Consider the following 26,495-nt stretch of genomic DNA (forward strand, 5'->3'; position numbering starts at 1 on the left):
GTCGCCTCAGTCGTCGGCGGCGGTGGCTTCCTGTTCGTCCCAGTCCTGTTTTGCCACGTCGAGGTCGTACAGGTCGATGGCGTTCTGCCCGAGGATCTTCCGCTTCTGCTCCTCGCTCGCGCCGATGCAGTCGATCTTCGTGAGCGCGACCGGGATGTTCGTCGAGTGCTCGGCGGCCATGATGAGCCGGTCGGCGCCGACCGCCTCCATCGCCCGCCGGATGTACATGTTCAGTGCGAGCGTCGTGTCGAGGTAGATGTTGTCGTAGCGCTCGGCCATGAAGATGGCCTCCTGCGTGAGCGTGTATGCGCCGCCCATGTGCGCGAAGATGATCGGGAGGTCGGGGTAATCTTCGGCGACCGGCATGAACATCCCGGGAATGGAGAACGGCATTCCGTGGGGGCCGGTGTGGACCATCACCGGCACGTCGTTCTCGACGCAGGCATCGTAGACGTCGTAGGCGATGTCGGAGGTGGGGTCGACGCCCCACGCGAGCGTGTGCAGCTTGACGAACTTGAAGTCGAGTTCCTGCACACAGCGGGTGATCTCCTCGTGGACGAACTCGCTGCCGAGGTGCGGGTTGACCGCCGCAGTACCGAAGATGCGCCCCTCGTACGCCTGGGAGGCCTCGTAGATGTGGTCGTGAACCTCGGTGACTGAGCGGTCGTTCTCGCCGCCCAGCGGCTGGAGAATGGTCGCGTCGACCTCGTTTTCGTCCATCGCGTCGATGATCTGGGCGATGCTCTCGGACCACTCGAACGTGCGGTCCTGTTCGGCGTTGGGGTTGCCGATGTGGTGGTGACCGTTGACGACAGGGTAATCTGCCATTGCACGCCGACGTAGCGGGATATCCCGTATCAGGATTCGCGGCTACATGTCACACCGTTCAAGTGCGGGTCGACATCCGGCTACACGCCGAGCAGGTCGGTCGGCGTCTCAGACAGGAGGCGACGGACGGTCTCGCGGTCGAGGCCCGCGTCGACGAGCGCGGCCGCGAACTTCGCGAGCCCCTCGACGGGCGGGTTCGACGCCTGCCCGAAGTCCGTCGCCAGCAGGCAGTGCTCGGGGCCGAGACGCTCGACCGCCCGGGCGACGCGCTCGACGGTGTGACCCTCGGTGCTCTGGACGGCGTACCCACAGAACTCCATCACGGCGCCCCGGTCCGCGAGCGCCGCCTGCTGGTCGATGGAGAGATCGAGCACGCGGAAGAACGGGTGGTTGACGAGACAACGCGTGCCCGCGTTGGCGCAGGCGTCGACCACCGTCTCGATGGCGTCGGGGTGGACGTGGCCCGTCCCCAGCACCGCGTCGTGCTCCGCGACGAGATCGACGACGCGCCGAGTGGCGGGCGTCAGGTCGCCGTCAGCGGTGACGTGGAGGTCCTCGTCGGCGTCGGGGACGCGCTGGCCGACGAACCGTTCGACGCCCGTGGCCCGCGCCTGGCTCGCGTGGTTGTGGCTCCACGCGGTCGGGAGCCAGACGACCTTCGCGCCGAGGTCGAGCGCCACCTCCGCGGCGTCGGGGTTGACGCCGCCCACGCTCCCGTTGAGCGCGACCCCGCCGTACAGCACCTGCTCGCCGAGCGCCTCGTTCGCGAGTTCGACCCGCCCAGCCGTCGGAACGACGTGGCTCTTCACGACGGCGCCACGCATCCCCGCGTCCCGCACGGCGTGCGCGAGCGCGACATCGCTCTGGAACCGCTCGACGAGATCGGGCGCGGTGTGGACGTGCACGTCGAGCGCCCCGTCGAGCAGGTCGTACGCCGGTTCCGCGTCGTCGATGGCGGTCACGCGACCACCTCCGCGAGCAGCTCCATCGGATGGTGCGTCTCCACGTCGCGGTCGGCGAGTTGCTGGCTGCACGACGCGCCGCTTGCGGCCACGAGGTCGGCGTCCGTGGCGTCGAGTTTCTCCTCCAGGTCGGCGCCCAGCGTCGTCGAGAGGTCGTAGTGTTCGGTCTCGTAGCCGAACGCGCCGGCCATTCCACAGCAGGTGGCGTCGACGGGACGCACCTCGTAGCCCGCCTGCCGGAGCAGCGCCACCGGGTCGACGTCCCAGCCCTTCGTCGTCGCGTGGCAGTGGCCGTGGAATGCGACGGTCGCGTCTGTCGCGTCGGCCGCGTGGGCGAGGTCGATGGCGCCGGCGTCGACGCGGTCGCGGAGGAACGACGCGACGGTCCGGCTGGCCGCGGGCACCCCGTTCGGCTCGTCGAGCAGGTCGTCGTACTCCGTGAGGGCGCTGACACACGAGGGCTCGACGCCCACGACCGGCACGCCGCGGTCGGCGTACGCGCCCAGGACATCGGCGTTCGTCTCGGCGAACCCGCGTGCCCGCTCGATGAGCCCCTGTGAGAGCGCGGCGCGGCCACAGCAGTCGATGTCGGGAACCTCGACGGCGTAGCCGAGCGATTCGAGCAGCCGCACCGTCGCCTGGCCGACTGCCGGATGGTTGTACGCCGTGTAGCAGTCCGGGAACAGCGCGACCGTGCCACGCTCGCCGGCCGCCGGGTGTGGCTCGTGACTCGCGACCCACTCGGGGAACGACTCGGCCGCGAACGCGGGGAGCGTGCGCCGCCGGTCGATGCCCAGCGTCTTCTCCGCGAGGACGCGCCCCGGGCCGAACTCCTTCAGGCGGTTGGCCAGCGGCGCGAGCGCGCTCCCCGCCCGATTGAGGAGCCGGACGTTCCCGAACAGCCGAGCCCGGAGCGGCACGCCCTCTTCCTGGTGCTTCTGGTGTTTCGCCTCGGTCTTGAGTTTCGCCATGTCGACGCCGGTCGGACACTCGGTCTCGCAGGCCTTGCACGCGAGACAGCGGTCGAGCACGGCCTCCTGGAACTCATCGCTCGTGAGCGCGTCCTCCCCGAGTTCGCCGTCGATGGCCGCCCGAAGCATGTTCGCCCGCCCCCGGGTGCTCGTAACCTCCTCACCAGTCGCCCGGTAGGAGGGGCACATCACTCCGCTTCCGGTGGTCCGACACTTCGAGCAGCCGTTGCACTGCTCGACCAGCGAGTCGAACCCGCCCTCGTCACCGAAGTCGAGCGCCGTGTCCACCGCGGCCGGATCGTACCCCTCGAACCGGAGGTCCTCGTCGACGGACGCCAGTTCCCCGTCGCGCGACGGGACGACCTTCGCGGGGTTGCAGACGTCCTCGGGGTCGAACGTCCGCTTCACCTCCACGAACGCCGAGTAGAGTTCGTCGCCGTACATCTGCGGGAGGTACTCCGAGCGGAGTCGCCCGTCGCCGTGTTCGCCGGAGACGCACCCGCCGACATCGAGCACGATGTCGTGGACCCGCTCGGACACCGCGCGGAGCGCCTCGCGGTCCCCCTCCTCCTGCAGGTTCAGGAACGGCTTGATGTGGAGGACGCCCTGGCCCGCGTGGCCGAACACGCTCGCCTCGAGGTCGTGCTCGCGGAGCACGTCGCCGACGCGCTCCAGATAGGTCGGGAGGGATTCGGGCGGAATCGCGGCGTCCTCGATGAACGACGGCGCCTGCTCGTCACCCATCCGACGGTTGAGCAGCGGGTTGGACGCTTTCCGCACCTTCCAGAGGCGGTCCTGCATGGCGTCGTCGGTCGCCCGCTCGACTGCGACCGTCGCGTCGGTCCGGGCGGCGGCGACGGCCGCGTCGAGGTCGCGCTCCTGGGCCGCGTGCGTGGTCTCCACCTCGACGAGCAGCGCCGCCCCCGCGTCCTCGGGGACGAGGTCGAACCCCCAGGCGTCGCGGGCGTAGCCGAGCACGGCGTCGTCGATGAGTTCGACCGCGCTGGGGTCCGCCTCGAGCGTCCCGGCGACGGCGGCCGCGGCGGTGACGACATCGTCGTAGAACACGAGCGCGGCGGCACGGGTCTCGGGCCGCTCCGTCAACTCGAGCGTCACCTCGGTGATGACGCCGAGCGTCCCTTCGCTACCGACCACGAGCCGGGACAGGTCGAGCCACTCGCCGTCGGGGTCGGCGCTCGACTCGAGGTCGTAGCCGCTCGAGTTCCGCTCGACGTCGGGGTAGCGGGCGTCGATCTCGGCGGCGTGCTCGGCGACAAGGTCGCGCACGGTCCGGTGGACCTCGCCGACGCGGTCGTCCCGTTCGAACACCGCCTCGAGGTCGGCGCCCTCGTAGCGCCGGAAGTCGGCGACGGTGCCATCGGCCAGCACGCACTCGACGCGCCGGACGTTGTCGCGAGTCGTGCCGTGGCGGACCGAGTGGGCGCCAGCCGCGTCGTTGGCGACCATCCCGCCGATGGTGCAGGTACTCGACGTCGAGGGGTCCGGGGGAAAGTAGAGGTCGTGCGCCTCGAGCATCGCGTTGAGGTCGTCGAGAACGACGCCCGGCTGGACGGTCGCCGTCTGCGTGTCGGAGTCGACCTCGACCACGTCGTCGAGGTGTCGCTCGCAGTCGACGACGATGCCCTCACCGACCGCGTTCCCCGTCAGCGACGAGCCGGCGCCGCGGGCCGTGATGGAGAGGTCGTGTTCGCGGGCGAACGCCACGATCTCGCGGATGTCCTCGCGGGACTGGGGGAAGGTGACGCCGCTGGGCTCGACCTCGTAGATGCTCGCGTCGGTGGCGTACAGGTGCCTGGCGGCGGCGCCGAAGTCAACCTCACCGTCGAGTCGGGCGGCGAGGCCGTCGGGGGCAGGCGTCGCGTCGTCGGTGCTCATTACCGGGATGCTGGCGCCAGCCGCCGTTGGGCTTTCAGACGAACATATGCCGGGGTTTATTCGCCCAGCCGGTCGTTTAAACGGTGGACATGTGGCCGGCAACGCCCTTGCCCGGCTGGTGCCAGCCCCAACACGAGATGGTCGACCGAGACGACGCGGGTGACCCGGCATGACGCCGCGCGTCGCCGCGTGCCAGTTCGAGCCGGTCGTGGGCGGCCTCGACGCGAACTACGAGCGCATCGCGGCGCTAGCCGAGCAGGCGGACGCGGACCTCGCCGTGTTCCCGGAGCTGTGCGTGACGGGGTACGACCTGTCGGTGGCGCGAGAGCGGGCGACGCCGGTCCCCGGCGACCTGACGGCACCCCTGGTCGACATCGCTGGCTGGACCGACACCGAACTCGTCGTCGGCCTTCCCGAGCGGGACGGCGACGCGCTGTACAACGTATTCGTCCTCGTCGACGGCGACGGCGTGCAGGCGACCTACCGGAAGTGCTACCCCTGGGGCGACGAGCCGAGCGCGTTCGACACGGGGGCTGGCCCGGTCGTTGCCGACACGCGCGTCGGCCGCGTCGGGTTCCTGCTGTGTTACGACCTCAACTTCCCCGAACTGGCGCTGGCGTACGCCGAGCGGGACTGTGACGTGCTCGCCGTCGGGGCTGCGTGGCGGACATCGTTCCGCAGCGACTGGCGGCTCCTCCTGCGGTCGCGAGCGCTCGACGGCCCCTGTTACGCGGTCGGCGCGAACCACGTCGGCGACCAGCGCGGGCGCGACCACGCCGGCGAGAGCCTCGTCGCCGGCCCGGAGGGAGAGGTGCTCGTGGAGACGGGGACGGCGCCCGATGCGGCCGTCGCGACGGTCGACTCGGTGGCGCTCGACGCCGCCCGGGAGCGGAACCCGGTACGCGAGACACGGCGGCAGCTGTCGACCGCGTGGACGGACGACAGCTGAACCTGTGCCGAGTGGTTCCGGCGCTTCGATGCTCCGCCGGCGTGCCCGTTCTCGCCCTGGCAATTCCTTCGTCGCCTTATCAGTCAACCCGAGGTGCTACCACTCCGGTCGCGGGTCGGGGTGGAACGGAGGATGGTCGATTTAGGCCTTCTTGCCGGCTATTCGAGCATAGGAGTGGGGGTGACCGATACACCCTCTATATGTGTCACGCACTTCCTATCAAGGGTTGAGACGTTCAACAGAGCCGAGTGAATATATAAACGAAATATAAAGAATGTACCAAGCTTTTTAAGCGAAACCGCCGTCCGAGGAGCCAACTGCGCGTTCGCCGGGCGCACCCCTACCCATGAGTGAGATACCAGACAGCTACGACCCCGCCGAGGCCGAACCGCGGCTTCGCGAGGCGTGGCGCGACGACGAGATCTACGCCTACAACGACGACGAGGAGCGACCGGACTACGTCATCGACACGCCGCCGCCGTACCCCACCGGAAAGCTCCACATCGGGAACGCGCTGGGCTGGTGTTACATGGACTTCCTCGCGCGGTACCACCGTCTGCAGGGGAAGGACGTGCTGTTCCCGCAGGGGTGGGACTGCCACGGCCTGCCGACCGAGGTGAAAGTCGAGGAGAACCACGACATCCACCGGACGGCGGTCTCACGCGAGGCGTTCCGGGAGCTGTGCATCGAGCACACCGAGGACCAGATCGACGCGATGAAAGAGACGATGGGAACCCTCGGCTTCTCCCAGGACTGGGCCCACGAGTACCGGACGATGGACCCCGACTACTGGGGGAAGACCCAGCAGTCGTTCGTCCGGATGCACGCCGAGGGCTACTGCTACCGCGACGAACATCCCGTGAACTGGTGTCCCCGGTGTGAGACCGCCATCGCGGACGCGGAGGTGGAGCCCGAGGACCGACAGGGAACGCTCTACTACGTCACCTTCGCGGGGGTCGGGAACGACGACATCGAGATCGCGACGACGCGCCCGGAGCTCATCCCGGCCTGCGTCGCCATCGCCGTGGACCCGGAGGGGAGCCACGCCGACCGCGTGGGCGACACCGTCGAGGTCCCCCTCTTCAGCCACGAGGTCGCGGTCATCGGCGACAGCGAGGTGGACGAGGCGTTCGGCACCGGTGCAGTGATGGTCTGCACCTTCGGGGACAAACAGGACGTGACGTGGTGGGCCGAACACGACCTCCCCCTGCGCACGGTCCTGACGGAGGACGGCCACCTGAACGACGAGGCGGGCGAGTTCGCGGGACTCACCATCGACGAGGCGAAAGAGGAGATCGCCACCGCGCTCTCGAAGGCCGGGCATCTCCACGAAGAGGAGCCAACGGAGCAGTCAGTCGGCTGCTGTTGGCGGTGTGACACTCCCATCGAGATCCTCTCGAAGGAGCAGTGGTTCGTCCGGGTCGATAGCGAGGAGATCCTCGACCGCGCCCAGGCGGTCGAGTGGGTGCCGGAGCACATGTACGCCCGACTGGAGGAGTGGGCCGAGGGGATGGACTGGGACTGGGTCATCTCCCGCCAGCGTGTGTTCGCCACCCCGATTCCGGCGTGGTTCTGTGAGTGCGGTCACGTCGAGGTCGCCGAGGAGGATGCCCTTCCCCTCGACCCCACGGAGGAGTCACCCGAACACGCCTGCCCCGAGTGCGACTCCGAGGCGTGGCGCGGCGAGACGGACGTGATGGACACGTGGATGGACTCCTCGCTCTCGGCGCTCGCCATCCGTGGCTGGCCCGACGCCGACTTCGAGCCCGTCCAACTCAGAGAACAGGGCCACGACATCATCCGGACATGGGCGTTCTACACCCTCCTCCGTACCGCCGCACTGGAGGACGAAACGCCGTGGGAGACCGCCCTCATCAACGGGATGGTGTTCGGCGAGGACGGCCACAAGATGTCGAAATCGCGGGGGAACGTCGTCCGCCCCGAGACCGTCGTCGAGGAGCACGGCGCCGACGCGTTCCGGCAGGCGCTCGCGCTCGCCGGCCAGCCCGGGACGGACGTGCAGTTCCAGCCGAAGGAGGTGACCTCGGCGGCCCGGTTCGGCAACAAGCTCTGGAACGTCACGAAGTTCACCTGTTCCCACGTGGAGGAACGGACGACGGCGCTCGTCGACCCGGCCTACCGCGACGCCGACCGCTGGATCCTGACGGAGGCGGCACGGGTCGCCGCGGAGATCGAGGGCCACATGGCCGAGTACCGGTTCGACCGCGCGCTGCGGGCCGTCCGGGAGTTCGTCTGGCACGATTTGGCCGACGACTACCTCGAGTTGGCGAAGGGCCGGCTCTACGAGGGACGGCCCGGGGAGCGCAACGCCGCCCGCCACGCGCTGTACACCGCGCTCTCGGCCTCGCTCCGGATGCTCGCGCCGTTCGCCCCGTTCATCACCGACGAGGCGTGGCGACAGCTCCCCGGCACCGAGGGGAGCGTCCACGCGGCCGAGTGGCCCGCCCCCCCGGTCGACGAGGCTGCCCACGAGCGCGGCGCACACATCGCCGAAGTCGCCGCCGCGGTTCGGGGCTGGAAATCGGACGCGGGGATGGCGCTCAACGCGGAGCTCTCCCGCGTCGAGCTGTACCTCCCCGACATCGACGGGCCGAACCCCGACACCTACGACCTCGCGAACGCCATCAACGGCCCCGTCTACGTCGAGGAGGGGAGCCCGGCCATCGAGCAGGTTCCTGTCGAAATCGAGCCGAACCACGCCGAACTCGGCCCGACGTTCCGGGACGAGGCCGGCGCGGTCATCGACGCCGTCGAGGCGATGGACCCCGCCACGGTGCACGAGCGGCTCGACCGCGACGGCGAACTCGTCGTCGAGGTGGACGGCGCGGAGCGCACCGTCACCGAGGCGATGGTCGACGTGCGCGAGGAGTTCCGTGCCGAGAGCGGCGAGGAGGTCGAGGTCATCGAGTTGGGTGAGACGACGGTGCTCGTCTACCCATAGAGGAGCGTAAGCGGTTTCGCTCCCCCTCCCGAGGGTCGCGCATGGACGAACGCGTACGCGAACACGCCCGCATCCTCGTCGACTGGAGCGCCCGCATCGAGCGGGGCGACGACGTGGTCCTCTCCGTCGGCCCCGAGGCCCACGAGTTGGCCGTCGCCGTCGCCGCCGAACTCGGCGAGCGCGGGGCGAACGTCGTCACCACCTATTCTTCAGGAGAGGTCTCCCGCGCCTACCTCACCAGTCACGACGACGACTTCCAGCAGGGCGACCACGAACTCGCCCTCTACGAACGGGCCGACGCCGTCCTCTCGCTGGGCGGCGGCCGCAACACGGCGGCGATGGCGGACGTTCCCGCCGAGACCCGGCAGGCGCACTCGAAGGCCACCGAGGGCGTCCGTGAGGCCCGCCTCGACACGAAGTGGGTCTCCACGGTCCACCCTACCCGGTCGCTCGCCCAGCAGGCGGGGATGTCCTACGAGGCGTACCAGGCGTTCGCCTACGACGCCATTCTTCGAGACTGGGAGTCGCTGGCCGCCCAGATGGCGAAGCTGAAGGAGATCCTCGACGCCGGAAGCGAGGTCCACCTCGTCAACGAGGGGACGGACCTCACCATGTCCATCGAGGGTCGCATCGCCGTCAACAGCGCCGCCTCCGTCGACTACGACTCGCATAACCTCCCCTCCGGCGAGGTGTTCACGGCGCCCGAGGCGACCGAGGGGTACGTCACCTTCGACGTGCCGATGACCGTCAACGGCCAGCGCGTGAAAGACGTGAAGCTGGTCTTCGAGGACGGCGAGGTCGTCTCGTTCGAGGCCGAACAGGGCGCGGAGGCCATAGAGGAGGTGCTGGAGACCGATGAGGGTGCGCGGCGACTCGGCGAACTCGGCATCGGCATGAACCGCGGCATCGACCGCATCACCGACAACATCCTCTTCGACGAGAAGATGGGCGGGACGGTGCACCTCGCGCTCGGGCGCGCCTACGACTCGAACCTCCCCGAGGGGGAATCCGGCAACGAATCGGCCGTCCACGTCGACCTGATCACCGACATGCGCGGGGAGTCCCGGCTGGAGGTGGACGGCGAACTGGTGCAGAAAGACGGCGTGTTCCGGTGGGAGTAGCGCGGTTCGAGCGGAGTCCTCGTGAGCGCGGGCGAACGAGGGCATATCGGAGTGTACTCCGACAGAGCGAGTACCGCGACGAAGCCGAGCGGCGTAGCCGCGAGGCAGACGGATTCCAGGGATAACGGGTCGCCCACTCACCGTCCCGCAGGACGCAACTCACGGCTCACTCCGTTCGCCGTTCGTGTCCTCGCGGCACGCCCTGCGGGCGCGCCGCGCTATGTCCACCACTCGCTTCTCCGCACATCGGGGTCGTCGCTCGCGAGCGGCGGCGGGAGCTCCTCACCGGAGAGCCCGAAGCCGCGGCCGAGCCAGTAGCCGACGTGCCACGCGGTCGCCTCGGTGTCGATCCCCGAGAGCGTGATGGTGAGGGCGGTGTAGCGCTCGATCTGCCCGTCGCCGTCCGGGTCGGTCCCGCGGAGGTTCCCACAGGACCCGCTCCCCTGCGTGCAGGGGGCGTTCTCCGCGAACCGGACGACGATGTCGGCCTCCTCGGCCGTCTCCGCGCGGTAGAAGGTGACGTTCTCCGGCACCGTCCCGTTCGCCCCGTCGCCGAAGTAGCCGAGGGCGGCGTTCACCTGCTCGCGGGTCTCCGGTCGATCGCGCGCCGGCACCGCGCCGTAGTCGACGTGGACGAACAGCCCCGGCTTCCCCCACGGCATCGTCCGATTCCGGGCGTCCGGCTGGGGGAGCGACGTGAGGTTCGAGGACGCCTGCATCACGGCCTCGGGCGGCTCGCCGTGGCGGATACCGAGCGTGTGGCCGAGTTCGTGTTTCAGCACCTCGACGGTGGAGGCGTCCGAGAAGTTCCCGCGCACCCGGACGGTCACGGGGCGGTTCACCTGGCCCGGTTCGGTGAGGATGGGGGCACACCCCGCCGCGTGGTCCTCGGAGCCGCACTCCTCGATGGTGGGGACGAACCGCACGACGACGTCCGGGTCCTCGTCCTCGGCGATGCGATAGGCGATGGGGAAGCCCGCGTACCGCTCGCTTTCCGCTTCCCAGTAGTCCAGCGCCTCGCGAACCAACGGACGGTAGTCGCGTTCGGGGATGGCGTCGTTCCGGACGGCGACGGTGAGCTCGCGCTCGCGGAAGTGGTTCTCCGGGTCGCCGTCCCACTCGGTTGGCTCGGGAGTCGTCGCGCCATCCAGGTCCGTCGGGTCACCGGGGAGCGAGGTAGAACACCCCGCGAGGAGGAGACAGACGACGACCAGGACGGCGCGGCCACGCATTACCTCCTCTACTGGGCGAACCGGTTTGACGGTTGTGGCCCGACACCCTTAATCCGGCCACCGGGCTATCCCCACTCGGAAGAGAGTGCCCGGCCGCCGCGGCGGCGAGATACCGTACGCGAGGAAAGTCCCCCCACCGTCGGGCAGGTGACCGGATGCAAATCCGGAGCGGGAGACCGCTGGCTCTGGAACAGAAACGAAACCCCCCAGTCCGAGCGATGAGGTGCGCGACGCGACCCGTGAGGGAAGCAAGCTAACCCACCGAGCGCGCGGCCAACGGCCGCGAGACGACTGGGAACGGATGGAACGGCGAAACCTCACCGGTGCAAGCCCGCCACGTTAGGTAGTCCGACGCATGTGGCGGGTGCTCAGCCGAATGCCGGGTCGAAACAGAAGGGGGCTTACTACTCTCATCCGAACCTTTTTATTCGTGAGCGGCTGCGCCGCTCACTCGAAAAACGTTCATGAAAAAGACACGTCGGGCTTCCTGCCGCGAGCCTTCGGCTCGCGTTAGTCAGCCCTCGGTCCTGAGCACTCACTTCGTTCGTGCTCAGTGAACCGCTCGGTCGCTCCGCTCCCTCGCGGATGCTTGTACTAAAAAAACGGTCTGCCTGCGCCCGAACTGACTCGGTGGCCTACCCCCCGAACCGGCCCGCGAGCCACGCGCTCGTAGCCATCTCCACGACGCCGAAGACGACGGCGGGGAGCGCTGCGATCGGGGGGAAGCCGGCGGCGACGACGAGCGCGGCCGCGACGGCGAAATCGCGCATCCCGACCGAGAGCGTCGCGGCGATGCGGGTCCGGCGGTCGAACGGGGTGGCGGCGAGCCAGCCACCGGCGTAGCCGACGAGGTTGAGCGCCACGGCACCGACGGCGATGGCGGGCACGAGCGCGGCGTTCGCCCGGATGAGCCCCGCGTTCGCGGCGGTGACGATGCCGATGATGCATACGACCGTCAGCGCCGAGATCGCGGGGTACTGGTCGTCGCCACGCGCGACGCGCTCGGGGAACCGCGCGCGGGCGGCCACGGCGACGGTCATCGGGAGCACGACGGCGAGCAGGAGGTTCTCGACGATGCGGCCGGCTGGAACGGGCACGTCCCCGACGAGGAGGGTGACGAAGCCGGGTACGAGGGCGAGGCTCCCGAGCCCGACGAGGACGAGCACGACCGTCGCGAGCGCGGTGTCGCCATCGGCGAGTTCGGTCATCGTGGGCGTCACGAGCTCGGGGGTGACGGCCCCGAGGACGACGAAGCCGAGGACGAGGGCGGGAGAGAGCCCGAGAAGCGTGGCGACGACGAACCCCGCGAACGCCATCCCGGTCTGGACGAGGAGGACGACCACGAGCGCGCGACGGTCCACTGCCCGGAACGCCGCCGGGGAGAGCGTGAGCGACACCGACCCGACCATCACCGCGAGGATGGGCAGCGAGAGGGGGGTTAGCTCGCCGAGCGCGGGGAAGAGGAAGCCGACCGCGACGGACAGCAGGACGAACCCGAACAGGTGTTCCTCGACCAGCCGGAGCGCGCGGATCGCCGTCACACCCGCTCGCGGACCCGTTCGGTGATGGCCTCGATGTCGTACGCCTCGTCGGCCTTGTCGAACACCGGTTCGCCGTCGGCGCGGACGACGAAGACGCCGCCGTCACCGGGGCGGAGCGCGACGTGGTCGACCTGCCGGCCGAACAGTTCGAGGAGCGTTCGCTGCGTGTCGATGGCTCGGTCGAGGTGTCCACACGGGACACAGTACTCGATTTCGACGCGGGTCATACCCATCCTCCCCGCTCCAGCGGGATGAATCCCAGCGAAGCCATCGCTCACCCGGTGAGCGCGGGCTCACCCCGAACGTATAGGGAGTCAGTGCGAAGCGGTGGCATGAGCGAACGCTGCACGGCGGGCTGGTGTGCCGACCTCGACTGGTGTGGGGTGACCTGTGCCGCGGCCGTCCTCGGGGGGAAGTGGCATCCGGTCGTCGTCCATCGACTGCTGAGCGACGGGCCACAGGGGTTCGCCGCGCTGGCCGACGCCGCTTCGGACCTGTCGAACCGCGTCCTCTCGGACACGCTCGACGATCTGCGCGCGGACGACGTGGTCACCAGACGGATCGTGAGCGAGGAGCCGATCCGCGTCGAGTACGACCTGACGGAAGCGGGCCGTGCGCTGGAGCCGGTCATCGCGGCGATGGCCGAGTGGGGCCGCGGCTACGCCTGAGTACGGGTTCCGAACCCGACTCGCTTCGCGTCCTCGCGGGCGCGGGCGGCCGCAGCGTCGATATCGAACTCCGTCTGGAGGAGGTCGCCGTCCTCGATGAGAGGTTTCAGGAGCGGTTCGCTGTCGGTGGGGCCGGGGCGGCCCGCGAGCCCGACGTGGTGGCCCCCGTTGCGCGTCCGGTACACCTGTTTCTTCCCGGAGAGTTTGCCGCGTTTCGCGGCGAGTTCGCCGTCCACCTCGACGATGTCGAGCGCGAAGTCCACGGGCGGGGCGTTGGAGATGGCGCTACCGACACCGAAGCCGTCGGCGATGTCCTCCAGCACGCGGAGGTCTTCTGGACCGAGCCCGCCGGAGACGAAGACCCCGATGTCGTCGAATCCGCGCGCGTCGAGTTCCCAGCGCACCTCCCGGATGATGTGGGCGAAGTCACCTCTGCGGGAGCCGGTGGTGTCGAGACGGATGGACTCCAGGGCGTCGACGGCCTCCGCGGCCCGGACGGCCTCGTCCTTCTCGTCGGAGTAGGTGTCGACGAGGGCGACGCGGGGGACGGAGTCGGGGACGTGCTCGTCGAACGCCTGCCACGCCTGCTCCTGGTTCCCCTTCCCGAAGGCGATGAGCAGGGCGTGGGGCATCGTCCCCGCGGCCTCCCTCCCCAGAAGCTCGCCCGCGGCGACGTGCGAGAACCCGTCGAGGCCGGCGATGAGCGCGGAGCGTTCGAGCGCCGCGGCCGTCGCGGGATGGACGTGCCGGGCGCCGAAACTGAAGATGGGGGTGTCGGGGGCGGCCTCTCTCACTTCCAACGCCCCCGTCGCGACACCGGAGGCGTGCGAGAGGAAGCCGAGAAGCGAGGTCTCGTACGCCGCGAAATCGAGGTACTCCCCCTCGATGCGCATGACCGGTCCCCCATCAAAGAGCGTCCCCTCCGGGATGGCGTGGACGTCGATGGGAAGCCCCTCAAGCAGGTGGGCGGCGTCTTTGAGCCCCGCGAATAATTCGAAGTCGCCGTCGGGGAACTGGTCGGCAGTCACCTCCGCGACGACGTGGGGGTTCCTGCCGGCACCCTCCAGCGCCTCGACGGTGCGGTCGAAGTAGGCGTCGGTGGCCCGCCCCTCACGGATCGCGTCGGCGGAGACGATATCGAACATACCCACCCTTCGCGGGGCTGGCTAAAAGGATACCCGTGTCGCTCCAGGGGTCAGCCGTGAATCTTCGAGAGGGCCTCCCGTGAGGGGCCGTTCACGATGACGACGGTGTTGCCGTGGCGCGTCACCTCGAAGGCGTCCGCGAAGGGGCCGGAGGCGAGGTCGTAGACGCCGTCGGCGACCTCGGTCGCTCCCCGGTCGCGCAGCACGCGCTCGTAGGCGCGAGTGAACTCCCGTGCGTCGTCGTTCGATTCGAAGGTGAGCTTCCAGACGTACCCGCCATGCGAGCCGTTCGTGTACGGGACGAGGCTGTCGCCCGCCCAACCGTCGGAGAGGGGGTGTGAGTAGTTGTACGGGGAGCGCTCGCGGTCGATCCCCCCGTTCGCCCAGAACATGGCGTAGACGGAGGCTTCACCCACCGTGTCGGCGACGGGATCCACGTCGAAGCGTTCCCAGCCGTCGCTGGCGCGGTTCCGGACCGTCACCTCCACCGGCTCGTCGTCGGGGTAGCGCTCGGGGTGGATGACCTGCTCGGTGCTCGCCGGGAAGTCGTCGTACGCCCGATCGACCTGGTCCCAGTCGCCGCCCGAGCGGTCGCGGAGCTCCTCGATGAACGCCGGGCCCTCCGCGTACGGCGTGAAGACGGTGAGGAAGACGCCCATGTTGAAGTCGGCAGGGGCGCCACCGCCGGAGCGCTCCGGACGCGGGAGACAGTCCCAGTCGTCGGCACACCGGGCCTCGTACTCGTCTTGCACGGCGTTCGCGTCACCCTCGATGAGCCCGTCCTCCGCGAGCTGGGCGTCCTGCGTGGCCGCGCCGGCCCCGAGCGAGAAGTGCTGGTCCTGCAGGGCGTGGGTGAGCTCGTGGGCGAGCGTGCCTCGATCGATCTGCGGCGTCTCCGAATCCGAGACGATGACGATTTCGTCGTTCGCGGGGGAGTAAAAGCCCTGTACGGAGGAGCCGAAGACGGTGTCGAACACCTGCGAGACGTTACGGTCCTCGCCGACGAGGAGCAGGGCCTCCCACACCTGGTTGTTCCACGCCTCGTAGGTGGGGTCCGAACTCCGTCCAGTGCGGCGCTCGCGGTACGCCGCGCGGGTGATGACGCTGACGGGGACCGACTCTTCGAACTCCAGGTCGCGGATGACCTCCACGCGGGCCATCGTCCGGGCGACGACGGCCTCCCGCTCCGCTTCGGTGAGCCCGTCTTCCGTCGTGACGTTGAGCGGGGAGTCGTACCAGTAGCCGTCCTCCCAGCCGAGCGTGTCGTCGTCCGGGGGCTCGCGCGGCCCGAACCCGACGAGGTCCGCACAGCCCGCGGTGACGAGCAACAGCGCGAGGACGAGCGCGCGTCTCATCGGCGCACGTCGTCCAGGTCGCCCGTCGTGGGCGCGTTCACGATGACGACGGTGTCACCGGAGACGGTGACGCGGAAGGCGTCCGCGTACGGCCCCGAATCGATGACGTAGGTGTCCGGGCCGGTCTTCGCGCCGCCGTAGTGGCTCAGCAGCCGGCCGTAGGCGTCCGCGAACTCCTCGGCTTCACTCGGGGAGTCCCAGACGAGCTTCCAGACGTAGGCGGCCTCGCCGTCCTTCTCGTAGATGTGCAGCCGGTCGCCGTCCCAGCCGGAGGCGGGCGCGATGTCGTAGTTGAACGGGTCCGTCCGGTTGATGCTCCCGCCCTCACGGTTGAGGAAGTCGTCGGGCGCGATGGCCGCGGAGCGGTTGTACGGGTCGTAGAGGGTGTAGGCGAACATCGTCGCCACGCCCGACTGGCCGAAGACGGCGTACGGCGGGCGAGGAGAGCTGCTCGGCGGTTCGGGGACGACGCGCTCCCAGCCGTTCGCGGTCCGGTCGGTGAGCGTCACGTCGGTCGGCATATCGGTCCCGTATTTCGGTGGGTCGATGACCTGCTCCGTGGAGGCGGGGGGCGCGGCGTACAGCTCGTCGACGCGCTCCCAGCCGCCCCGTCGCTCGAAGTACTTCACGAAGCCGGGGCCGTCGCTGTACGGGAAGTAGTTCAGGATGTAGACGCCGAGGTGGAAGTCGCCGCCACCGCCGCCACCGCCCGACGGGGCGCGCAGACACTCCCACTCGCTCTCGCAGCGCTCGCGGTAGGTGGACTGGACGTAGTTCGCGTCACCCTCGATGAGGCCGTTCTTGGCGTTGTACGCCTCGCGGGTGGGGCGGACGAACGACCCCAGATCGAAGTACTGGTCCTGGGCCGCGTGGACGAGTTCGTGGCCGAGCGTGAGTTCGTTGCTGAACTGCGGCGTCTCGCTGTCGGCGATGATGACGATGGAGTCGTTCGCGGGCGAGTAGAACCCCAGCACGGAGGAGCCGCGGTTCCCCTCCTGCACGGCGAGTGCGTCCCGGTCCTCGCCGATGAGGAACAGCGACTCGAACTTCGTGTTGTCGAAGGTGCGGAACGCCTCGCTGTACTCGGGTGACGACCGGTTCTGATACGCCGAGCGGAGGACGATATCGACGGGGACGCGCTGTTTGAACTCCAGTTCCCGGATCACCTCGACACGGGCCATCGACCGGGCGACGACGGCGCGCAGCTCGGTCTGGTTGAGACCGTCGGACTGGTTCACCGACAGCGATTCGTTGTGCCAGTAGCCGTCCTCCCAGCCGAGTACGTCGGATGCGGGGTCCGGCAGGTCGGTGCTGGCGGCGGGCGTCGGGGTCGCGTCGGAATCGGGCGTCGGGGTCACACCGGGGTCGCCGTGGGGCGTCGGTGTCGGGGTAGCGGTCGGGTCGGGGCCGATGGGGCCGGACTCGGGTTGGAACCCCACGCTACACCCGGAGAGAAGTACGAGGAGGGCGAGCAGGAGGCCGGGAAGGCGTCGCATACCGGACGGTGGTGCGGTAGGGCCAAAAGTGTCTCCCCGGAGGAACGGTTTTCACCCGCGAGAACGTGTCTCCGATATGGCACTCGACCCCGAGACGACGGCCGTCGTCGTCGTGGACATGCAAAACGGGTTCTGTCACCCCGACGGGAGCCTCTATGCCCCCGGCAGCGAGGCCGCGGTCGACCCCTGCGAGACGCTCGCCTCGCGGGCCCGCGAGGCGGGGGCGTGCGTCGTCTTCACGAAGGACGTCCATCCCCCCGAGCAGTTCGCGGACAATCACTACTACGACGAGTTCGACCGCTGGGGCGAACACGTCGTCGAAGGCAGCTGGGAGACGGAGATCGTGGAGGGGCTCACGGTGACGGAGGCGGACAAGATCGTCGAGAAACACACCTACGACGCATTCCACCGGACCGAAGTCGAAGGGTGGCTCAACGCCCACGGAATCCAGGACCTGCTCATCTGTGGCACCCTCGCGAACGTCTGTGTGCTCCACACCGCGGGGAGCGCGGGGCTCCGGGATTTCAGACCGATACTCGTCGAGGACGCGGTGGGGGCCATCGAGGACGGCCACCGGGAGTACGCGCTGGAGCACGCGGAGTGGCTGTTCGGTGAGGTCCGCTCGCTCGACGATATCGCGTTCTAGGCGCCGTCTGACGAGTCGTCGGGAGTCGACTTGAACAGCCGATACGCACCCATTCCGGCCGCGACGGGAACCATCCCCTCGTCGGGCACCTCGCTCTCGACCATCACCTGCGAGACGCCGACCGTCCCGCCGGCGCGAATCACGTCCGCGGTCGCGACGAGGTCGTCCGTCGTCTGCCGGAGGTAGTTGACGTTGAGGTTGATGGTGGCGACGTTGTCGTTCACGGGGTCCGGGAGATACGGTCTGAGGACGACCCCACCGACCACGTCGATGAGGGTGGAGGCGACCCCGCCCTGTACCGGGGGGCGGTGGTCGTCGTCCTCGTCGAGCCCCTCCCACGGGACGTTCGTGAGCTTCGTGTCGTAGGGAATCCGCATCACTGCGTGGCCGTACTCGAACGTCTCGACCTCGATGCCGAGCCACGAGAGGAACTCGTGTTGGGTGTCGAAGTAGTGCTGGAGCGCCTCCTTCGTGCCGGGTGGAACCTCGTCCATGGATGGGTCCCGCGGGGGAGCGTGAAAGAACCCACCCCGACACGGATTTGTGTTCGGAGGGGGAGAGGAGAGTATGTTAGACCTTCGCAGCGACACGGTCACGCGCCCGAACGACGCGATGCGCGAGGCGGCCCGCGACGCCGAGGTGGGCGACGACGTCTACGGCGAGGACCCCACGGTCAACGAGCTCGAATCCCGGTTCGCCGAGCTCATCGGGAAGGAGGCGGCGCTCTACGTCCCCAGCGGGACGATGGGGAACCAGATCGCCGCGCGCGTCCACACCGACCGCGGGCAGGAGGCGCTCGTGGAGCGCGACTCGCACGTCTACAAGTGGGAGTTGGGCGGGTTCGCCCAGCACGCGGCGCTCCAGGTGCGCCCCATCGAGGGGGACGACCGGGGGGTCATCTCGCCCGAACAGGTCGAGGAAAGCTACGTCGAGGCCGACGGCCACCGCGCCGGGACGGGGCTGCTCTCGCTCGAGAACACCCACAACAGTAAGGGGGGGACGGCCATCGCCGCCGCGGACATCGACGCCGCCGCGGAGGCCGCGCACGACCTGGGAGTCCCGGTCCACCTCGACGGCGCACGGCTGTTCAACGCCGCGGCGGCGCTCGACACCTCCGCGAAGCGCCTCGCTCGCGAGGTTGACTCCGTGATGTGCTGTCTCTCGAAGGGGCTCGGCGCGCCGGTCGGGTCGATGCTCGCCGGCTCGGAGGCGTTCATCGAGGCGGCCCACCGCACCCGGAAGCTGTTCGGCGGCGGGATGCGACAGGCGGGGATGATCGCCGCGCCGGGGCTGCTCGCGCTGGAGAACCGCCATCGCCTGGATGAAGACCACGCGAACGCGAAGGCGCTCGCCGCCGGGATTCGGGAGAAGGGGTACGAGGTGCTCGAACCGGAGACGAACATCGTGCTCGTCGAGACGCCCGGCCCCGCCGAGGCGTTCCTCGACGCCTGCGAGGCGAACGGTCTGCTCGGGGTGCCGTTCGACGACCAGCAGGTCAGATTCTGCACGCACTGGGACGTCTCCAGTGCGGAGATCGAGGCCGCCATCGAGGCCGTTCCCGCGGCCCAGCGCTAGCGCTTGTTCCCCTCGCGCATCCCCTGGGTGAACGCCGTGACCGTCCGGCGGATCATCAGATAGATGGCGAGGACGACGAGGAGGAGGAAGGCGATGATACCCACGAGCACGGGGTCCACGTTGACCATACCCCTGCTACCGACTCGGGACTAAAGGCGTTTCCCCTGTCCCTCCTGCCCACTGACAAGACTCATGACGGTGGGCCAGAAATCCACGCCCGATGAGCCTCCTGCCCTCCACCCTGGATTTCACCAGCGAGTCTGACCCCCGCGTAGTCGGGCTCGACAGCGAGGAGGCCGACGCGCTGATGAGTGCCCTCTCCTCGGACACCGCCCGTCGCCTGCTCGCCGAACTCCACGAGGAGCCAGCCCCGCCCGCCGCCCTCGCGGAGCGGGCTGACACCTCGCTGCAGAACGCCCAGTACCACCTCGGGCGGCTCTCCGAGGCCGGCGCCATCGAGGTCGTCGGCACCGCCTACTCCGAGAAGGGTCGCGAGATGGACGTCTACGCGCCCGCCGACGAGCCGCTCGTCATCTACGCCGGGCGCGACGAGGACGCCTCGGGGCTGCGCGCCGCCCTCTCACAGCTGCTCGGCGGCGTGGGCGCGCTCGCGCTCGGGAGTCTCCTCGTCCAGGCCCTCCTGGGAGATGGCCTCCCCGGCTTCGCGAGCACGGATGGAAGTGCGGATGGCGGAGGCGGTGGGAGTGGGGGGGCGAATCTCACCACGCAGAGTCAGGACACGGCGGCCGAGACCGCAACGCCCACCTCACAGCCGACCGCCGAACCGACCGCCACGGCGAGCGACGGCGGCGGGGTCAGCATCGCGGAGGCGACGGAGACCCCGCAGGCCACCCAGACGCCCACCCCACAGCCGACCGCCGAGCCGACGGGGACGCCGATGGCGACCGCGACCGAGGCCGCCCAGCGGACCATCGAGACGGCCGCGAGCGGTGGCGACCCGCTCGCGCTCCCACCCGGACTGGTGTTCTTCCTCGGCGGCCTGACGGTGCTTCTGGCCGTCGCCCTCGTCGTCCACTGGCGGTGACCGGGGTAACTAAAACGGGTGTTTGAGCTTACGGTGGGTACTTTTCAACTCAGGTAGAAGAGACGGGTGCTGAACGCTCGGCTCTCCCCCCGCTGACGCTTCAGCCCTCCACGCGTCGGCCCGTCGCCCTCCAGCAGGCCGACCGTATCCAGCGTGTCCCCCGACACGTCACCCCCGCTTCTCCACGCGGAACTCCTCGAAGACGGTGCCGTCCGGCTCGACGAGCTTCCCCACGAGCGACCCGTCTTCGACCTCGAGTTCGGCGTGTGCCGGCCGGTGCCACCGCGGGTCCGCGTGGCTCCCCGGGTTCAATACGGGGACCGTCCCGAGGTGGCCGAACCCCGGGTCGTGCGAGTGGCCGACGACGACGAGGTCGGCGTTCGACTGCCGGCCGAACAGCGCGAGGCTGGTGTCGGTGTGTTCGTGGCCGTGGGCCATCGCGATTCTGCAGCCGTTCCACTCGACGACGCGGGTCTTCGGCAGGCGGTCGCGTAGCCCCTGCGTGTCGTTGTTGCCGGTGACGCCGCGGAGCTCGCAGATGGCCTCGAAGGCGTCGAGGACGGCCTCGGTCGTGAAATCGCCCGCGTGCAGGACGAGGTCGGCCGACTCGACGGCTTCGAGGGTGCGCCCCTCCAGCCGGTGGGAGTCCCGACCGTGGGTGTCGGAGACGACGACGAGCATACTCGCCCTTCCCCTGACGACGGTAAGGGCTTTCCCGTCCGCCCGTGCACGACGGGTAAATGGCTGGCACCAGCACGTCCGTCGTCCTCGCGGCTCTCTTCGCGAACGGGGCCATCGCGGTGCTGAAGTTCGGCGCGTATCTCCTCACCGGGAGCCCCGCGATGCTCTCCGAGACGTATCACTCCATCTCCGATACGGGGAACCAGGTGTTCCTCCTCGTCGGTATCTTCTACGGGGGGAAGGAGGCCTCCCGCGAGCATCCCTTCGGCTACGGGAAGGCGCAGTTCTTCTACGCCTTCCTCGTCAGCGTGTTCCTCTTCGGCATCGCCGGCTGGGAGTCGCTGAAACACGGCTACGACGCCATCCGCCACCCGCATCCCGTCGACCCGGGGACCGTGACGCTTCCCGTCGCCGGCACCATCCCGAACGTCTGGGTGAGCTACGCGGTGCTCGTCGGAGCGATCGTCTTCGAGGCGTACGCGTTCAAGAAGGCGTACGCGGCGATGTCGGCCCAGATCGAGGAACACGAGTGGTCCGGCTTCCGCGAGGCGTTCCGCAAGACCTCCGACGTGACGGTGCTGACGGCGCTCACCGAGGACACCATCGCGATGGGAGGTGCGGGGCTGGCGCTACTCGGCATCTACCTCTCGCGGGTCACGGGGAACCCCGTCTACGACGCGGTGGCCGCGTTCCTCATCGGGGTGATGCTGATGGGCTTTGCCCTCGCGCTGGCGTGGGAGAACAAGCGTCTGCTCCTGGGTGAGTCGCTCCCCAGGAGCGACGAGCGGGAGCTCCGCGAGGCCGTCGCGGGCCACGAGGGGGTCGACCGCATCGTCGACTTCCGGACCGTCTACTTCGGCCCGAAGCAGGTCCTCGTCACCGCCGACGTGGCCTTCGAGCCCGGCTTCGACACCGGGACGATAGACGAGACCATCTCCGCTATCGAGGCGCGGCTGAAGGAGCTGGAACCCGACATCTCGAAGGTGTACATCGAGCCCGAAATCTGACAGGCGGGGCGACCGCTCGCGAGCCGGTGCCCCGCGCTCCCGCCGTGGCCGACCCGCGCGTCGTTCAGGTGATGGAGACGCTGGTCCCGGCTTCGTATTTGAACTCTCGGCCCCCGGCCTCGACTCGCCTCCCCCCTCAAGCCTTTTATCCGAAAGCGCCAAACCCCCGCTGTGGCAACAGCCGAGTCGTTCCTCCGCTTTTTTCCCTACGACGAGCCGTACGACCACCAGAAGGAGGCGATGGGGGAGATACACGGCGCGCTCGAAGACGGGCGGGACGTACTGTTCGAGGGGGCCTGCGGGACGGGCAAGACGCTCGCCTCGCTCGCCCCCGCCCTCGAGTACGCACGCGAGGAGGGGAAGACGGTCGTCATCACGACGAACGTCCACCAGCAGACGCGGCAGTTCATCCAGGAGGCGCGGGCGATCACGCGGCAGGAGCCCATCCGGGCCGTCGTCTTCCGCGGGAAGGCGTCGATGTGCCATATCGACGTGGGCTACGAGGAGTGTCAGGCGCTCCGGGATACGACCCGTGAGCTCGTCGAGAAGGAGCAGGACCTCGCGGAACTCGAGGAGCGAGAGGAGGAACTGCTCGACGCGGCGAAGGACGGGAACGACCAAGCGGCGGAGGCCCGCTCGGCCGTGATGGACGAACTCCAGCACGTCCAGGAGGGGCTGGAGGCGCTGGAGGAGGAAGCCAACGTCTGTGAGCGCTTCTATCAGAACCTCACCGCCGATACGGACGAGTTCTACGGGTGGCTCTACGAGGACGTGCGCACCCCCGACGACGTGTACGAGTACGCCGAGCGCACGGGGTTTTGCGGCTACGAGCTCCTCAAGGAGGGGATGGAGGGGGTCGATCTGGTCGTCTGTAACTACCACCACCTGCTCGACCCGATGATCCGCGAGCAGTTCTTCCGGTGGCTCGGGCGCGACCCCGAGGACGTCATCGCGGTGTTCGACGAGGCGCACAACGTCGAGGACGCCGCGCGCGACCACGCGACCCGCGAGCTGACCGAGACGACGCTCACCGCGGGCGTCGAGGAGCTGGAGGACGTGGAGGACTACCGGACGGACGCCGCGGAGCGCGCCATCCGGGCGTTCCGCGACGCGCTCGTCCGGACCTACGACGAGAAGCTCGGCATCGGCCAGCGCGAGCAGATCGGCGAGGACTGGGAGGACCTCACCGTCGACAACGAGCAGGGGCGCGACGACCTCACGCTCGCCTTCCTCGACGAGTACACCGGCCCGGGGTTCAAGGAGGACTTAGAGCAGGCGCTGAATCTGGGGAAGGCGCTCGACCAGCGGTATCAGGAGGCGTACAAGGAGGGCGAAACGACGAGCCGGAAGGAGTGTCGCGTGCTCCAGTCGGCGGCGTTCATCGACGCGTGGATCACCGACTCGAAGAAGCAGGGGACCTACCCCGTCATCTCCGTCCGCCGGAACGAGTCCGGGGTGTACGGGAAGGCCGAGCTCTACACCTGCATCCCCCGCGACGTGACCGAGCCACTGTTCGAGGAGTTACACTCCACCGTGCTCATGAGCGCGACGCTCCGGCCGTTCGACGTGACGCAGGACGTCCTCGGGGTGGAGGACCCGCTCACGATGGCGTACGCCGACCAGTTCCCCCGCGAGAACCGCCGGACCTACGCGGTGGACATGCCCGCGCTGTTCGCCTCGAAACGCGACGACCCGGAGATACAGGAGCGCGTGACGACCCTCCTCGAAGACGCGACCCGGTTCACCCCGGGGAACACCCTCGCCTTCTTCCCCTCGTATGCGGAGGCCGAGCGCTACTTCCACCGGGTGGAGACGACGGGTACCCCGTATCTCGACCGGCCGGGCGTCCGCGCGGAGGAGCTGCGACGGGAGTTCGTCGACGACGACGACGGGATCCTCTTCACCTCCCTGTGGGGCACCCTCGCCGAGGGGGTGAGCTACGACGACGACGACGCCCGGACGGTGGTCGTGGTCGGCGTCCCCTATCCGCATCTCGACGACCGGATGAAGGCCGTCCAGCGCGCCTACGAGACGGCGTTCGAGGACGGCGACGCGGGCTGGCAGTACGCCGTCGAGGTCCCGACGGTTCGCAAGACACGGCAGGCGCTCGGGCGCGTCGTCCGCTCCCCCTCGGACTTCGGCGTCCGCATCCTCGCCGACGAGCGCTACGGGCTGGCGAACGCGACGGAACTGGGTGAGTACTCCGTCTACGCCTCGTTCCCGGAGGAGGAGCGCGAGGAGATGATCGATATCGCCCCCGAGAAGCTCAAAATCGGGATGCTGAACTTCTACTCGGATATGGACGCGTGGGACGGGGAGCCGCCGCGACCCTAAACTGGAAGCGAGACCGTCTCCACGACCTCTCGATACTCGGCGTCCCAGACGTCGAGCCGGTCCACGGTCCACTCGATGGGGTCGACAGCGGAGCCGAGGAGTTTGTCCGCGTCGCCCCCCCGGGCGATGGTGACGTGCGGGTCGTACCCCTCGCCCTCGAAGCCCGCGACGGGCTCGTATCGCTCGCAGAGCCGGTCGTGGAGCGCGTAGAGTTCGGGGGATTCGACGGTGAGATAGACGACGGGCGCGGCCCCGCGCGGCGGGTCGTGGAACGCCTCGATCTTCGAGACCCGCGCGGCGAACGGTGGGGTGTCGGCGAGCGCGCGTCGGATCTCCTCCGAGCTGGGGAGCTCGCCGAGCCGCTTGGCGACGAGGGTGTGGCGGGTGCGGACGTCCGCGAGATAGCAGTTCGACGCCAGGCCCGACGCGAGCCGGGCCACATCGTGCGGTACGGGGACGTTGACGCTGTACACAGCCCCGTTAGCCTATCGAGGAAAAAAGCGCCGTCGGTTTTCGCGTTAGATGCGGTCGAGCAGCCAGAGCACGATGAGGACGATGATGACGAGTCCGATGATAGAGGAGAACGGGCCGAACACGAGGTCGATGATCTCCCCGACGATCTGCAGCGCGATCCAGACCACCACGAGGATGAGGATGATTCTGAGCAGTCCCTCGGCGTCCATCTTGCCGCGTGCATCCGGGAGCATACTCCTTCTCGCGCGCGGAGAGGGGGAAAGCGTTGTGGCCCAGACGGGCTAGTCGGGGAGAATGACAGCGTGTTCTCTGGGGCGTGACCAAACGGCGAAGCCCCCGCCACCGGCACGGGGGACTTCACGACGGACACTGGTCCGGATACCGTGGGTGGAAACGGTTTTGAACGGAGAAACCGTTGTCATGGCTGTGCAACGAACGCGGAACGTGGTCGCCGTCGGGGTATTCCTCGCCGCAATGCTGCTCGTAGCGACCCTCCCGGTCGATGCTGGTGGTGGTATGACCGATGGTGCGGTGACCCCAGACAGCGTGCTCATGCACGCCGACGTGCGTGCAGGGGGGAACGCGTCGTGGGTCATCGAACACCGCATCCTCCTCGACGACGAGAACGCGACCGAGGCGTTCGAGTCCATCAGGGCGGAGATCGAGAACGGAACGACCTACAGCGACCGGTTCCGCAACCGGATGAAGGCGACCGTCGCCGACGCGGAGAACACCACCGGCCGTGAGATGGACGTGGCGGACGTGACCGTCACGGCCGAGCGACGTGAGCTCCCGCAGTCGTACGGCGTCGTCAGCTATCGGTTCACGTGGGTCGGATTCGCGGCGGTCGACGGTGATCGGCTGCGGGTCAGCGGAGCGCTCGGAGGCCTGTTTCTCGACGACGATACCCGGTTCGTCATGAGCTGGCCGGCCACGTACGCCGTCGAGACGGTCGCGCCGACGCCCGACGAACGAGAGCCAACGCAGGTGAGCTGGCGTGGGCCGGCCGAATTCGGCCCAAGCGGTCCGCAGCTCGTCCTCACCGAAACGGAGACAGCCGGGACGCCCGCGACGGAGGCGACGGGGACGGAGCAGCCGGCCACGACCGGTGAGACGACCACGGGGACGCCGGGCCTCCTCGTCGGTGGCGTGGCGGCGGCCATTGCCGGGCTCGCGGTCGGTGGCTGGCTGCTGACACGTCGCGACGACGAGCCCGATGGGAGCGGCGGGGGCGACGAGACGACAGGCGACGAACCGGATACCAACGACACGGCGAGCCTCCTGAGCAGTGACGAACGGGTACTGCAGCTGCTCGACGAGCGTGGAGGCCGCGTGAAACAGCGAGAGATTGCGACAGCACTCGACTGGAGCGACGCGCGGACGAGTCAAGTGGTCACGGAGCTACGCGAACGGGGTGCAGTAGAGACCTACCGAGTCGGACGAGAGAACGTCGTCTCCCTGTCAGATAATTCTGATACTTAACGGTTTCGTCGGTTCATCTATCAGAATAGAGTACAATGCGTCGCTATCGTGTGTTTTCACCTCACCTTAACCCGACTTAATCCGAGTTAATCTGGCTCGACGATGACGGGTTTATATACTGTAAA

24 protein-coding genes and 1 other RNA gene are annotated in these 26,495 nt (G+C 68.7%); 11 read left to right on the forward strand and 14 right to left on the reverse strand.

Annotation, left to right across the window (positions count from 1 at the left end):
* Positions 1-6: 6 nt before the first annotated feature.
* The 3 genes from ACQUQR_RS09185 to ACQUQR_RS09195 form a co-directional block, all read right to left on the reverse strand.
* Complete coding sequence (locus ACQUQR_RS09185) at positions 7-828, reverse strand: amidohydrolase family protein (protein ID WP_435196163.1); 822 nt, start codon at positions 826-828, stop codon at positions 7-9.
* 80 nt (positions 829-908) lie between these two features.
* Positions 909-1,790 carry a DUF6282 family protein gene (locus ACQUQR_RS09190; RefSeq protein ID WP_435196164.1) on the reverse strand — a complete coding sequence of 294 codons (882 nt, stop codon included), beginning with the start codon at positions 1,788-1,790 and terminating at the stop codon, positions 909-911.
* Entirely contained in the window at positions 1,787-4,657 is a 2,871-nt protein-coding gene (locus ACQUQR_RS09195) for an FAD-binding and (Fe-S)-binding domain-containing protein (RefSeq protein ID WP_435196165.1), read from the reverse strand. Before ACQUQR_RS09195 ends, ACQUQR_RS09190 begins: the two co-directional genes overlap by 4 nt.
* A 169-nt stretch (positions 4,658-4,826) precedes the next feature.
* Here ACQUQR_RS09195 and ACQUQR_RS09200 point away from each other — a divergent pair, with 169 nt between their 5' ends.
* The 3 genes from ACQUQR_RS09200 (at position 4,827) to ACQUQR_RS09210 (ending at position 9,689) form a co-directional block, all read left to right on the forward strand.
* Positions 4,827-5,606, forward strand: a complete 780-nt coding sequence (locus ACQUQR_RS09200) for a carbon-nitrogen hydrolase family protein (protein ID WP_435196166.1) — start codon at positions 4,827-4,829, stop codon at positions 5,604-5,606.
* A gap of 346 nt (positions 5,607-5,952) precedes the next feature.
* Positions 5,953-8,568: a valine--tRNA ligase gene (locus tag ACQUQR_RS09205; RefSeq protein ID WP_435196167.1), complete on the forward strand. Its 2,616-nt coding sequence runs from the start codon at positions 5,953-5,955 to the stop codon at positions 8,566-8,568.
* 41 nt (positions 8,569-8,609) lie between these two features.
* The gene (locus ACQUQR_RS09210) at positions 8,610-9,689 is read left to right on the forward strand and encodes an aminopeptidase (RefSeq protein WP_435196168.1); all 1,080 of its coding nucleotides are present in this window, start codon (positions 8,610-8,612) and stop codon (positions 9,687-9,689) included.
* Positions 9,690-9,907: 218 nt separating this feature from the next.
* Here the strand turns inward: ACQUQR_RS09210 and ACQUQR_RS09215 are convergent, their stop codons facing one another.
* Positions 9,908-10,921 (reverse strand): matrixin family metalloprotease, encoded by a 1,014-nt coding sequence (locus tag ACQUQR_RS09215; protein WP_435196169.1) that lies wholly within the window; start codon positions 10,919-10,921, stop codon positions 9,908-9,910.
* A 77-nt stretch (positions 10,922-10,998) separates the two neighbouring features.
* Here ACQUQR_RS09215 and rnpB point away from each other — a divergent pair.
* An RNA gene (rnpB, locus tag ACQUQR_RS09220) (RNase P RNA component) lies at positions 10,999-11,337 on the forward strand.
* 219 nt (positions 11,338-11,556) lie between these two features.
* Here the strand turns inward: rnpB and ACQUQR_RS09225 are convergent.
* The gene (locus ACQUQR_RS09225; RefSeq protein WP_435196170.1) at positions 11,557-12,462 is read right to left on the reverse strand and encodes a bile acid:sodium symporter family protein; all 906 of its coding nucleotides are present in this window, start codon (positions 12,460-12,462) and stop codon (positions 11,557-11,559) included.
* Complete coding sequence (locus ACQUQR_RS09230; RefSeq protein ID WP_435196171.1) at positions 12,459-12,689, reverse strand: SelT/SelW/SelH family protein; 231 nt, start codon at positions 12,687-12,689, stop codon at positions 12,459-12,461. Before ACQUQR_RS09230 ends, ACQUQR_RS09225 begins: the two co-directional genes overlap by 4 nt.
* 105 nt (positions 12,690-12,794) lie before the next feature.
* On the opposite strand from ACQUQR_RS09230, the gene ACQUQR_RS09235 reads away from it, so the two are divergent.
* Positions 12,795-13,130, forward strand: a complete 336-nt coding sequence (locus ACQUQR_RS09235) for a winged helix-turn-helix transcriptional regulator (protein WP_435196172.1) — start codon at positions 12,795-12,797, stop codon at positions 13,128-13,130.
* On the opposite strand, the gene ACQUQR_RS09240 is transcribed toward ACQUQR_RS09235, so the two are convergent.
* The 3 genes from ACQUQR_RS09240 to ACQUQR_RS09250 are packed head-to-tail and all read right to left on the reverse strand — an operon-like array spanning position 13,121 to position 17,126.
* The gene (locus tag ACQUQR_RS09240; RefSeq protein WP_435196173.1) at positions 13,121-14,275 is read right to left on the reverse strand and encodes a nicotinate phosphoribosyltransferase; all 1,155 of its coding nucleotides are present in this window, start codon (positions 14,273-14,275) and stop codon (positions 13,121-13,123) included. The two genes, ACQUQR_RS09235 and ACQUQR_RS09240, sit on opposite strands and share 10 nt — an antisense overlap.
* A 50-nt stretch (positions 14,276-14,325) precedes the next feature.
* Positions 14,326-15,630 carry an Hvo_1808 family surface protein gene (locus tag ACQUQR_RS09245; protein ID WP_435196174.1) on the reverse strand — a complete coding sequence of 435 codons (1,305 nt, stop codon included), beginning with the start codon at positions 15,628-15,630 and terminating at the stop codon, positions 14,326-14,328.
* A complete protein-coding gene (locus ACQUQR_RS09250; protein WP_435196175.1) occupies positions 15,627-17,126 on the reverse strand; it encodes an Hvo_1808 family surface protein in 1,500 nt (499 codons plus the stop codon). Before ACQUQR_RS09250 ends, ACQUQR_RS09245 begins: the two co-directional genes overlap by 4 nt.
* A 76-nt stretch (positions 17,127-17,202) precedes the next feature.
* Here ACQUQR_RS09250 and ACQUQR_RS09255 point away from each other — a divergent pair, with 76 nt between their 5' ends.
* Positions 17,203-17,772 carry a cysteine hydrolase family protein gene (locus ACQUQR_RS09255; RefSeq protein ID WP_435196176.1) on the forward strand — a complete coding sequence of 190 codons (570 nt, stop codon included), beginning with the start codon at positions 17,203-17,205 and terminating at the stop codon, positions 17,770-17,772.
* Here the strand turns inward: ACQUQR_RS09255 and ACQUQR_RS09260 are convergent.
* Positions 17,769-18,266: a PaaI family thioesterase gene (locus ACQUQR_RS09260; protein WP_435196177.1), complete on the reverse strand. Its 498-nt coding sequence runs from the start codon at positions 18,264-18,266 to the stop codon at positions 17,769-17,771. The two genes, ACQUQR_RS09255 and ACQUQR_RS09260, sit on opposite strands and share 4 nt — an antisense overlap.
* A 73-nt stretch (positions 18,267-18,339) precedes the next feature.
* Here ACQUQR_RS09260 and ACQUQR_RS09265 point away from each other — a divergent pair, with 73 nt between their 5' ends.
* Positions 18,340-19,347 carry a threonine aldolase family protein gene (locus ACQUQR_RS09265; RefSeq protein ID WP_435196178.1) on the forward strand — a complete coding sequence of 336 codons (1,008 nt, stop codon included), beginning with the start codon at positions 18,340-18,342 and terminating at the stop codon, positions 19,345-19,347.
* On the opposite strand, the gene ACQUQR_RS09270 is transcribed toward ACQUQR_RS09265, so the two are convergent.
* Positions 19,344-19,475: a hypothetical protein gene (locus ACQUQR_RS09270; RefSeq protein ID WP_435196179.1), complete on the reverse strand. Its 132-nt coding sequence runs from the start codon at positions 19,473-19,475 to the stop codon at positions 19,344-19,346. The genes ACQUQR_RS09265 and ACQUQR_RS09270 overlap by 4 nt on opposite strands.
* A 92-nt stretch (positions 19,476-19,567) precedes the next feature.
* Here ACQUQR_RS09270 and ACQUQR_RS09275 point away from each other — a divergent pair, with 92 nt between their 5' ends.
* Complete coding sequence (locus tag ACQUQR_RS09275; RefSeq protein ID WP_435196180.1) at positions 19,568-20,392, forward strand: helix-turn-helix domain-containing protein; 825 nt, start codon at positions 19,568-19,570, stop codon at positions 20,390-20,392.
* Positions 20,393-20,560: 168 nt separating this feature from the next.
* Here the strand turns inward: ACQUQR_RS09275 and ACQUQR_RS09280 are convergent, their stop codons facing one another.
* The gene (locus ACQUQR_RS09280) at positions 20,561-21,073 is read right to left on the reverse strand and encodes a metallophosphoesterase (protein ID WP_435196181.1); all 513 of its coding nucleotides are present in this window, start codon (positions 21,071-21,073) and stop codon (positions 20,561-20,563) included.
* Between the two features lie 59 nt (positions 21,074-21,132).
* Here ACQUQR_RS09280 and ACQUQR_RS09285 point away from each other — a divergent pair, with 59 nt between their 5' ends.
* Both ACQUQR_RS09285 and ACQUQR_RS09290 read left to right on the forward strand, forming a co-directional pair.
* Positions 21,133-22,080, forward strand: a complete 948-nt coding sequence (locus tag ACQUQR_RS09285) for a cation diffusion facilitator family transporter (RefSeq protein WP_435196182.1) — start codon at positions 21,133-21,135, stop codon at positions 22,078-22,080.
* A gap of 171 nt (positions 22,081-22,251) precedes the next feature.
* Positions 22,252-24,414: an ATP-dependent DNA helicase gene (locus ACQUQR_RS09290; RefSeq protein ID WP_435196183.1), complete on the forward strand. Its 2,163-nt coding sequence runs from the start codon at positions 22,252-22,254 to the stop codon at positions 24,412-24,414.
* Here the strand turns inward: ACQUQR_RS09290 and ACQUQR_RS09295 are convergent.
* Together ACQUQR_RS09295 and ACQUQR_RS09300 are read right to left on the reverse strand one after the other, a co-directional pair.
* On the reverse strand, positions 24,411-24,887 hold the full coding sequence (locus ACQUQR_RS09295; protein WP_435196184.1) for a 2'-5' RNA ligase family protein: 477 nt from the start codon (positions 24,885-24,887) through the stop codon (positions 24,411-24,413). The two genes, ACQUQR_RS09290 and ACQUQR_RS09295, sit on opposite strands and share 4 nt — an antisense overlap.
* A 45-nt stretch (positions 24,888-24,932) precedes the next feature.
* The gene (locus ACQUQR_RS09300; protein ID WP_435196185.1) at positions 24,933-25,121 is read right to left on the reverse strand and encodes a DUF7554 family protein; all 189 of its coding nucleotides are present in this window, start codon (positions 25,119-25,121) and stop codon (positions 24,933-24,935) included.
* Positions 25,122-25,314: 193 nt separating this feature from the next.
* Between ACQUQR_RS09300 and ACQUQR_RS09305 the strand changes: the two genes are divergently transcribed.
* Positions 25,315-26,370, forward strand: a complete 1,056-nt coding sequence (locus ACQUQR_RS09305; protein ID WP_435196186.1) for a DUF7345 domain-containing protein — start codon at positions 25,315-25,317, stop codon at positions 26,368-26,370.
* Positions 26,371-26,495 lie beyond the last annotated feature (125 nt).

Source organism: Natronomonas sp. EA1 (assembly GCF_051195035.1).
GTDB lineage: Archaea > Halobacteriota > Halobacteria > Halobacteriales > Haloarculaceae > JBNTJV01.

Bases quoted from the DNA above. Each gene is read 5' to 3' on its own strand.
- ACQUQR_RS09205 (WP_435196167.1), top strand. From the start codon at position 5,953: ATGAGTGAGATACCAGACAGCTACGACCCCGCCGAGGCCGAACCGCGG.
- ACQUQR_RS09275 (WP_435196180.1), top strand. From the start codon at position 19,568: ATGAGCCTCCTGCCCTCCACCCTGGATTTCACCAGCGAGTCTGACCCC.
- ACQUQR_RS09230 (WP_435196171.1), bottom strand. From the start codon at position 12,689: ATGACCCGCGTCGAAATCGAGTACTGTGTCCCGTGTGGACACCTCGAC.
- ACQUQR_RS09185 (WP_435196163.1), bottom strand. From the start codon at position 828: ATGGCAGATTACCCTGTCGTCAACGGTCACCACCACATCGGCAACCCC.
- ACQUQR_RS09245 (WP_435196174.1), bottom strand. From the start codon at position 15,630: ATGAGACGCGCGCTCGTCCTCGCGCTGTTGCTCGTCACCGCGGGCTGT.
- ACQUQR_RS09260 (WP_435196177.1), bottom strand. From the start codon at position 18,266: ATGGACGAGGTTCCACCCGGCACGAAGGAGGCGCTCCAGCACTACTTC.
- ACQUQR_RS09250 (WP_435196175.1), bottom strand. From the start codon at position 17,126: ATGCGACGCCTTCCCGGCCTCCTGCTCGCCCTCCTCGTACTTCTCTCC.
- ACQUQR_RS09255 (WP_435196176.1), top strand. From the start codon at position 17,203: ATGGCACTCGACCCCGAGACGACGGCCGTCGTCGTCGTGGACATGCAA.
- ACQUQR_RS09300 (WP_435196185.1), bottom strand. From the start codon at position 25,121: ATGCTCCCGGATGCACGCGGCAAGATGGACGCCGAGGGACTGCTCAGA.
- ACQUQR_RS09210 (WP_435196168.1), top strand. From the start codon at position 8,610: ATGGACGAACGCGTACGCGAACACGCCCGCATCCTCGTCGACTGGAGC.
- ACQUQR_RS09265 (WP_435196178.1), top strand. From the start codon at position 18,340: ATGTTAGACCTTCGCAGCGACACGGTCACGCGCCCGAACGACGCGATG.
- ACQUQR_RS09285 (WP_435196182.1), top strand. From the start codon at position 21,133: ATGGCTGGCACCAGCACGTCCGTCGTCCTCGCGGCTCTCTTCGCGAAC.
- ACQUQR_RS09195 (WP_435196165.1), bottom strand. From the start codon at position 4,657: ATGAGCACCGACGACGCGACGCCTGCCCCCGACGGCCTCGCCGCCCGA.
- ACQUQR_RS09270 (WP_435196179.1), bottom strand. From the start codon at position 19,475: ATGGTCAACGTGGACCCCGTGCTCGTGGGTATCATCGCCTTCCTCCTC.
- ACQUQR_RS09200 (WP_435196166.1), top strand. From the start codon at position 4,827: ATGACGCCGCGCGTCGCCGCGTGCCAGTTCGAGCCGGTCGTGGGCGGC.
- ACQUQR_RS09215 (WP_435196169.1), bottom strand. From the start codon at position 10,921: ATGCGTGGCCGCGCCGTCCTGGTCGTCGTCTGTCTCCTCCTCGCGGGG.
- ACQUQR_RS09240 (WP_435196173.1), bottom strand. From the start codon at position 14,275: ATGTTCGATATCGTCTCCGCCGACGCGATCCGTGAGGGGCGGGCCACC.
- ACQUQR_RS09235 (WP_435196172.1), top strand. From the start codon at position 12,795: ATGAGCGAACGCTGCACGGCGGGCTGGTGTGCCGACCTCGACTGGTGT.
- ACQUQR_RS09280 (WP_435196181.1), bottom strand. From the start codon at position 21,073: ATGCTCGTCGTCGTCTCCGACACCCACGGTCGGGACTCCCACCGGCTG.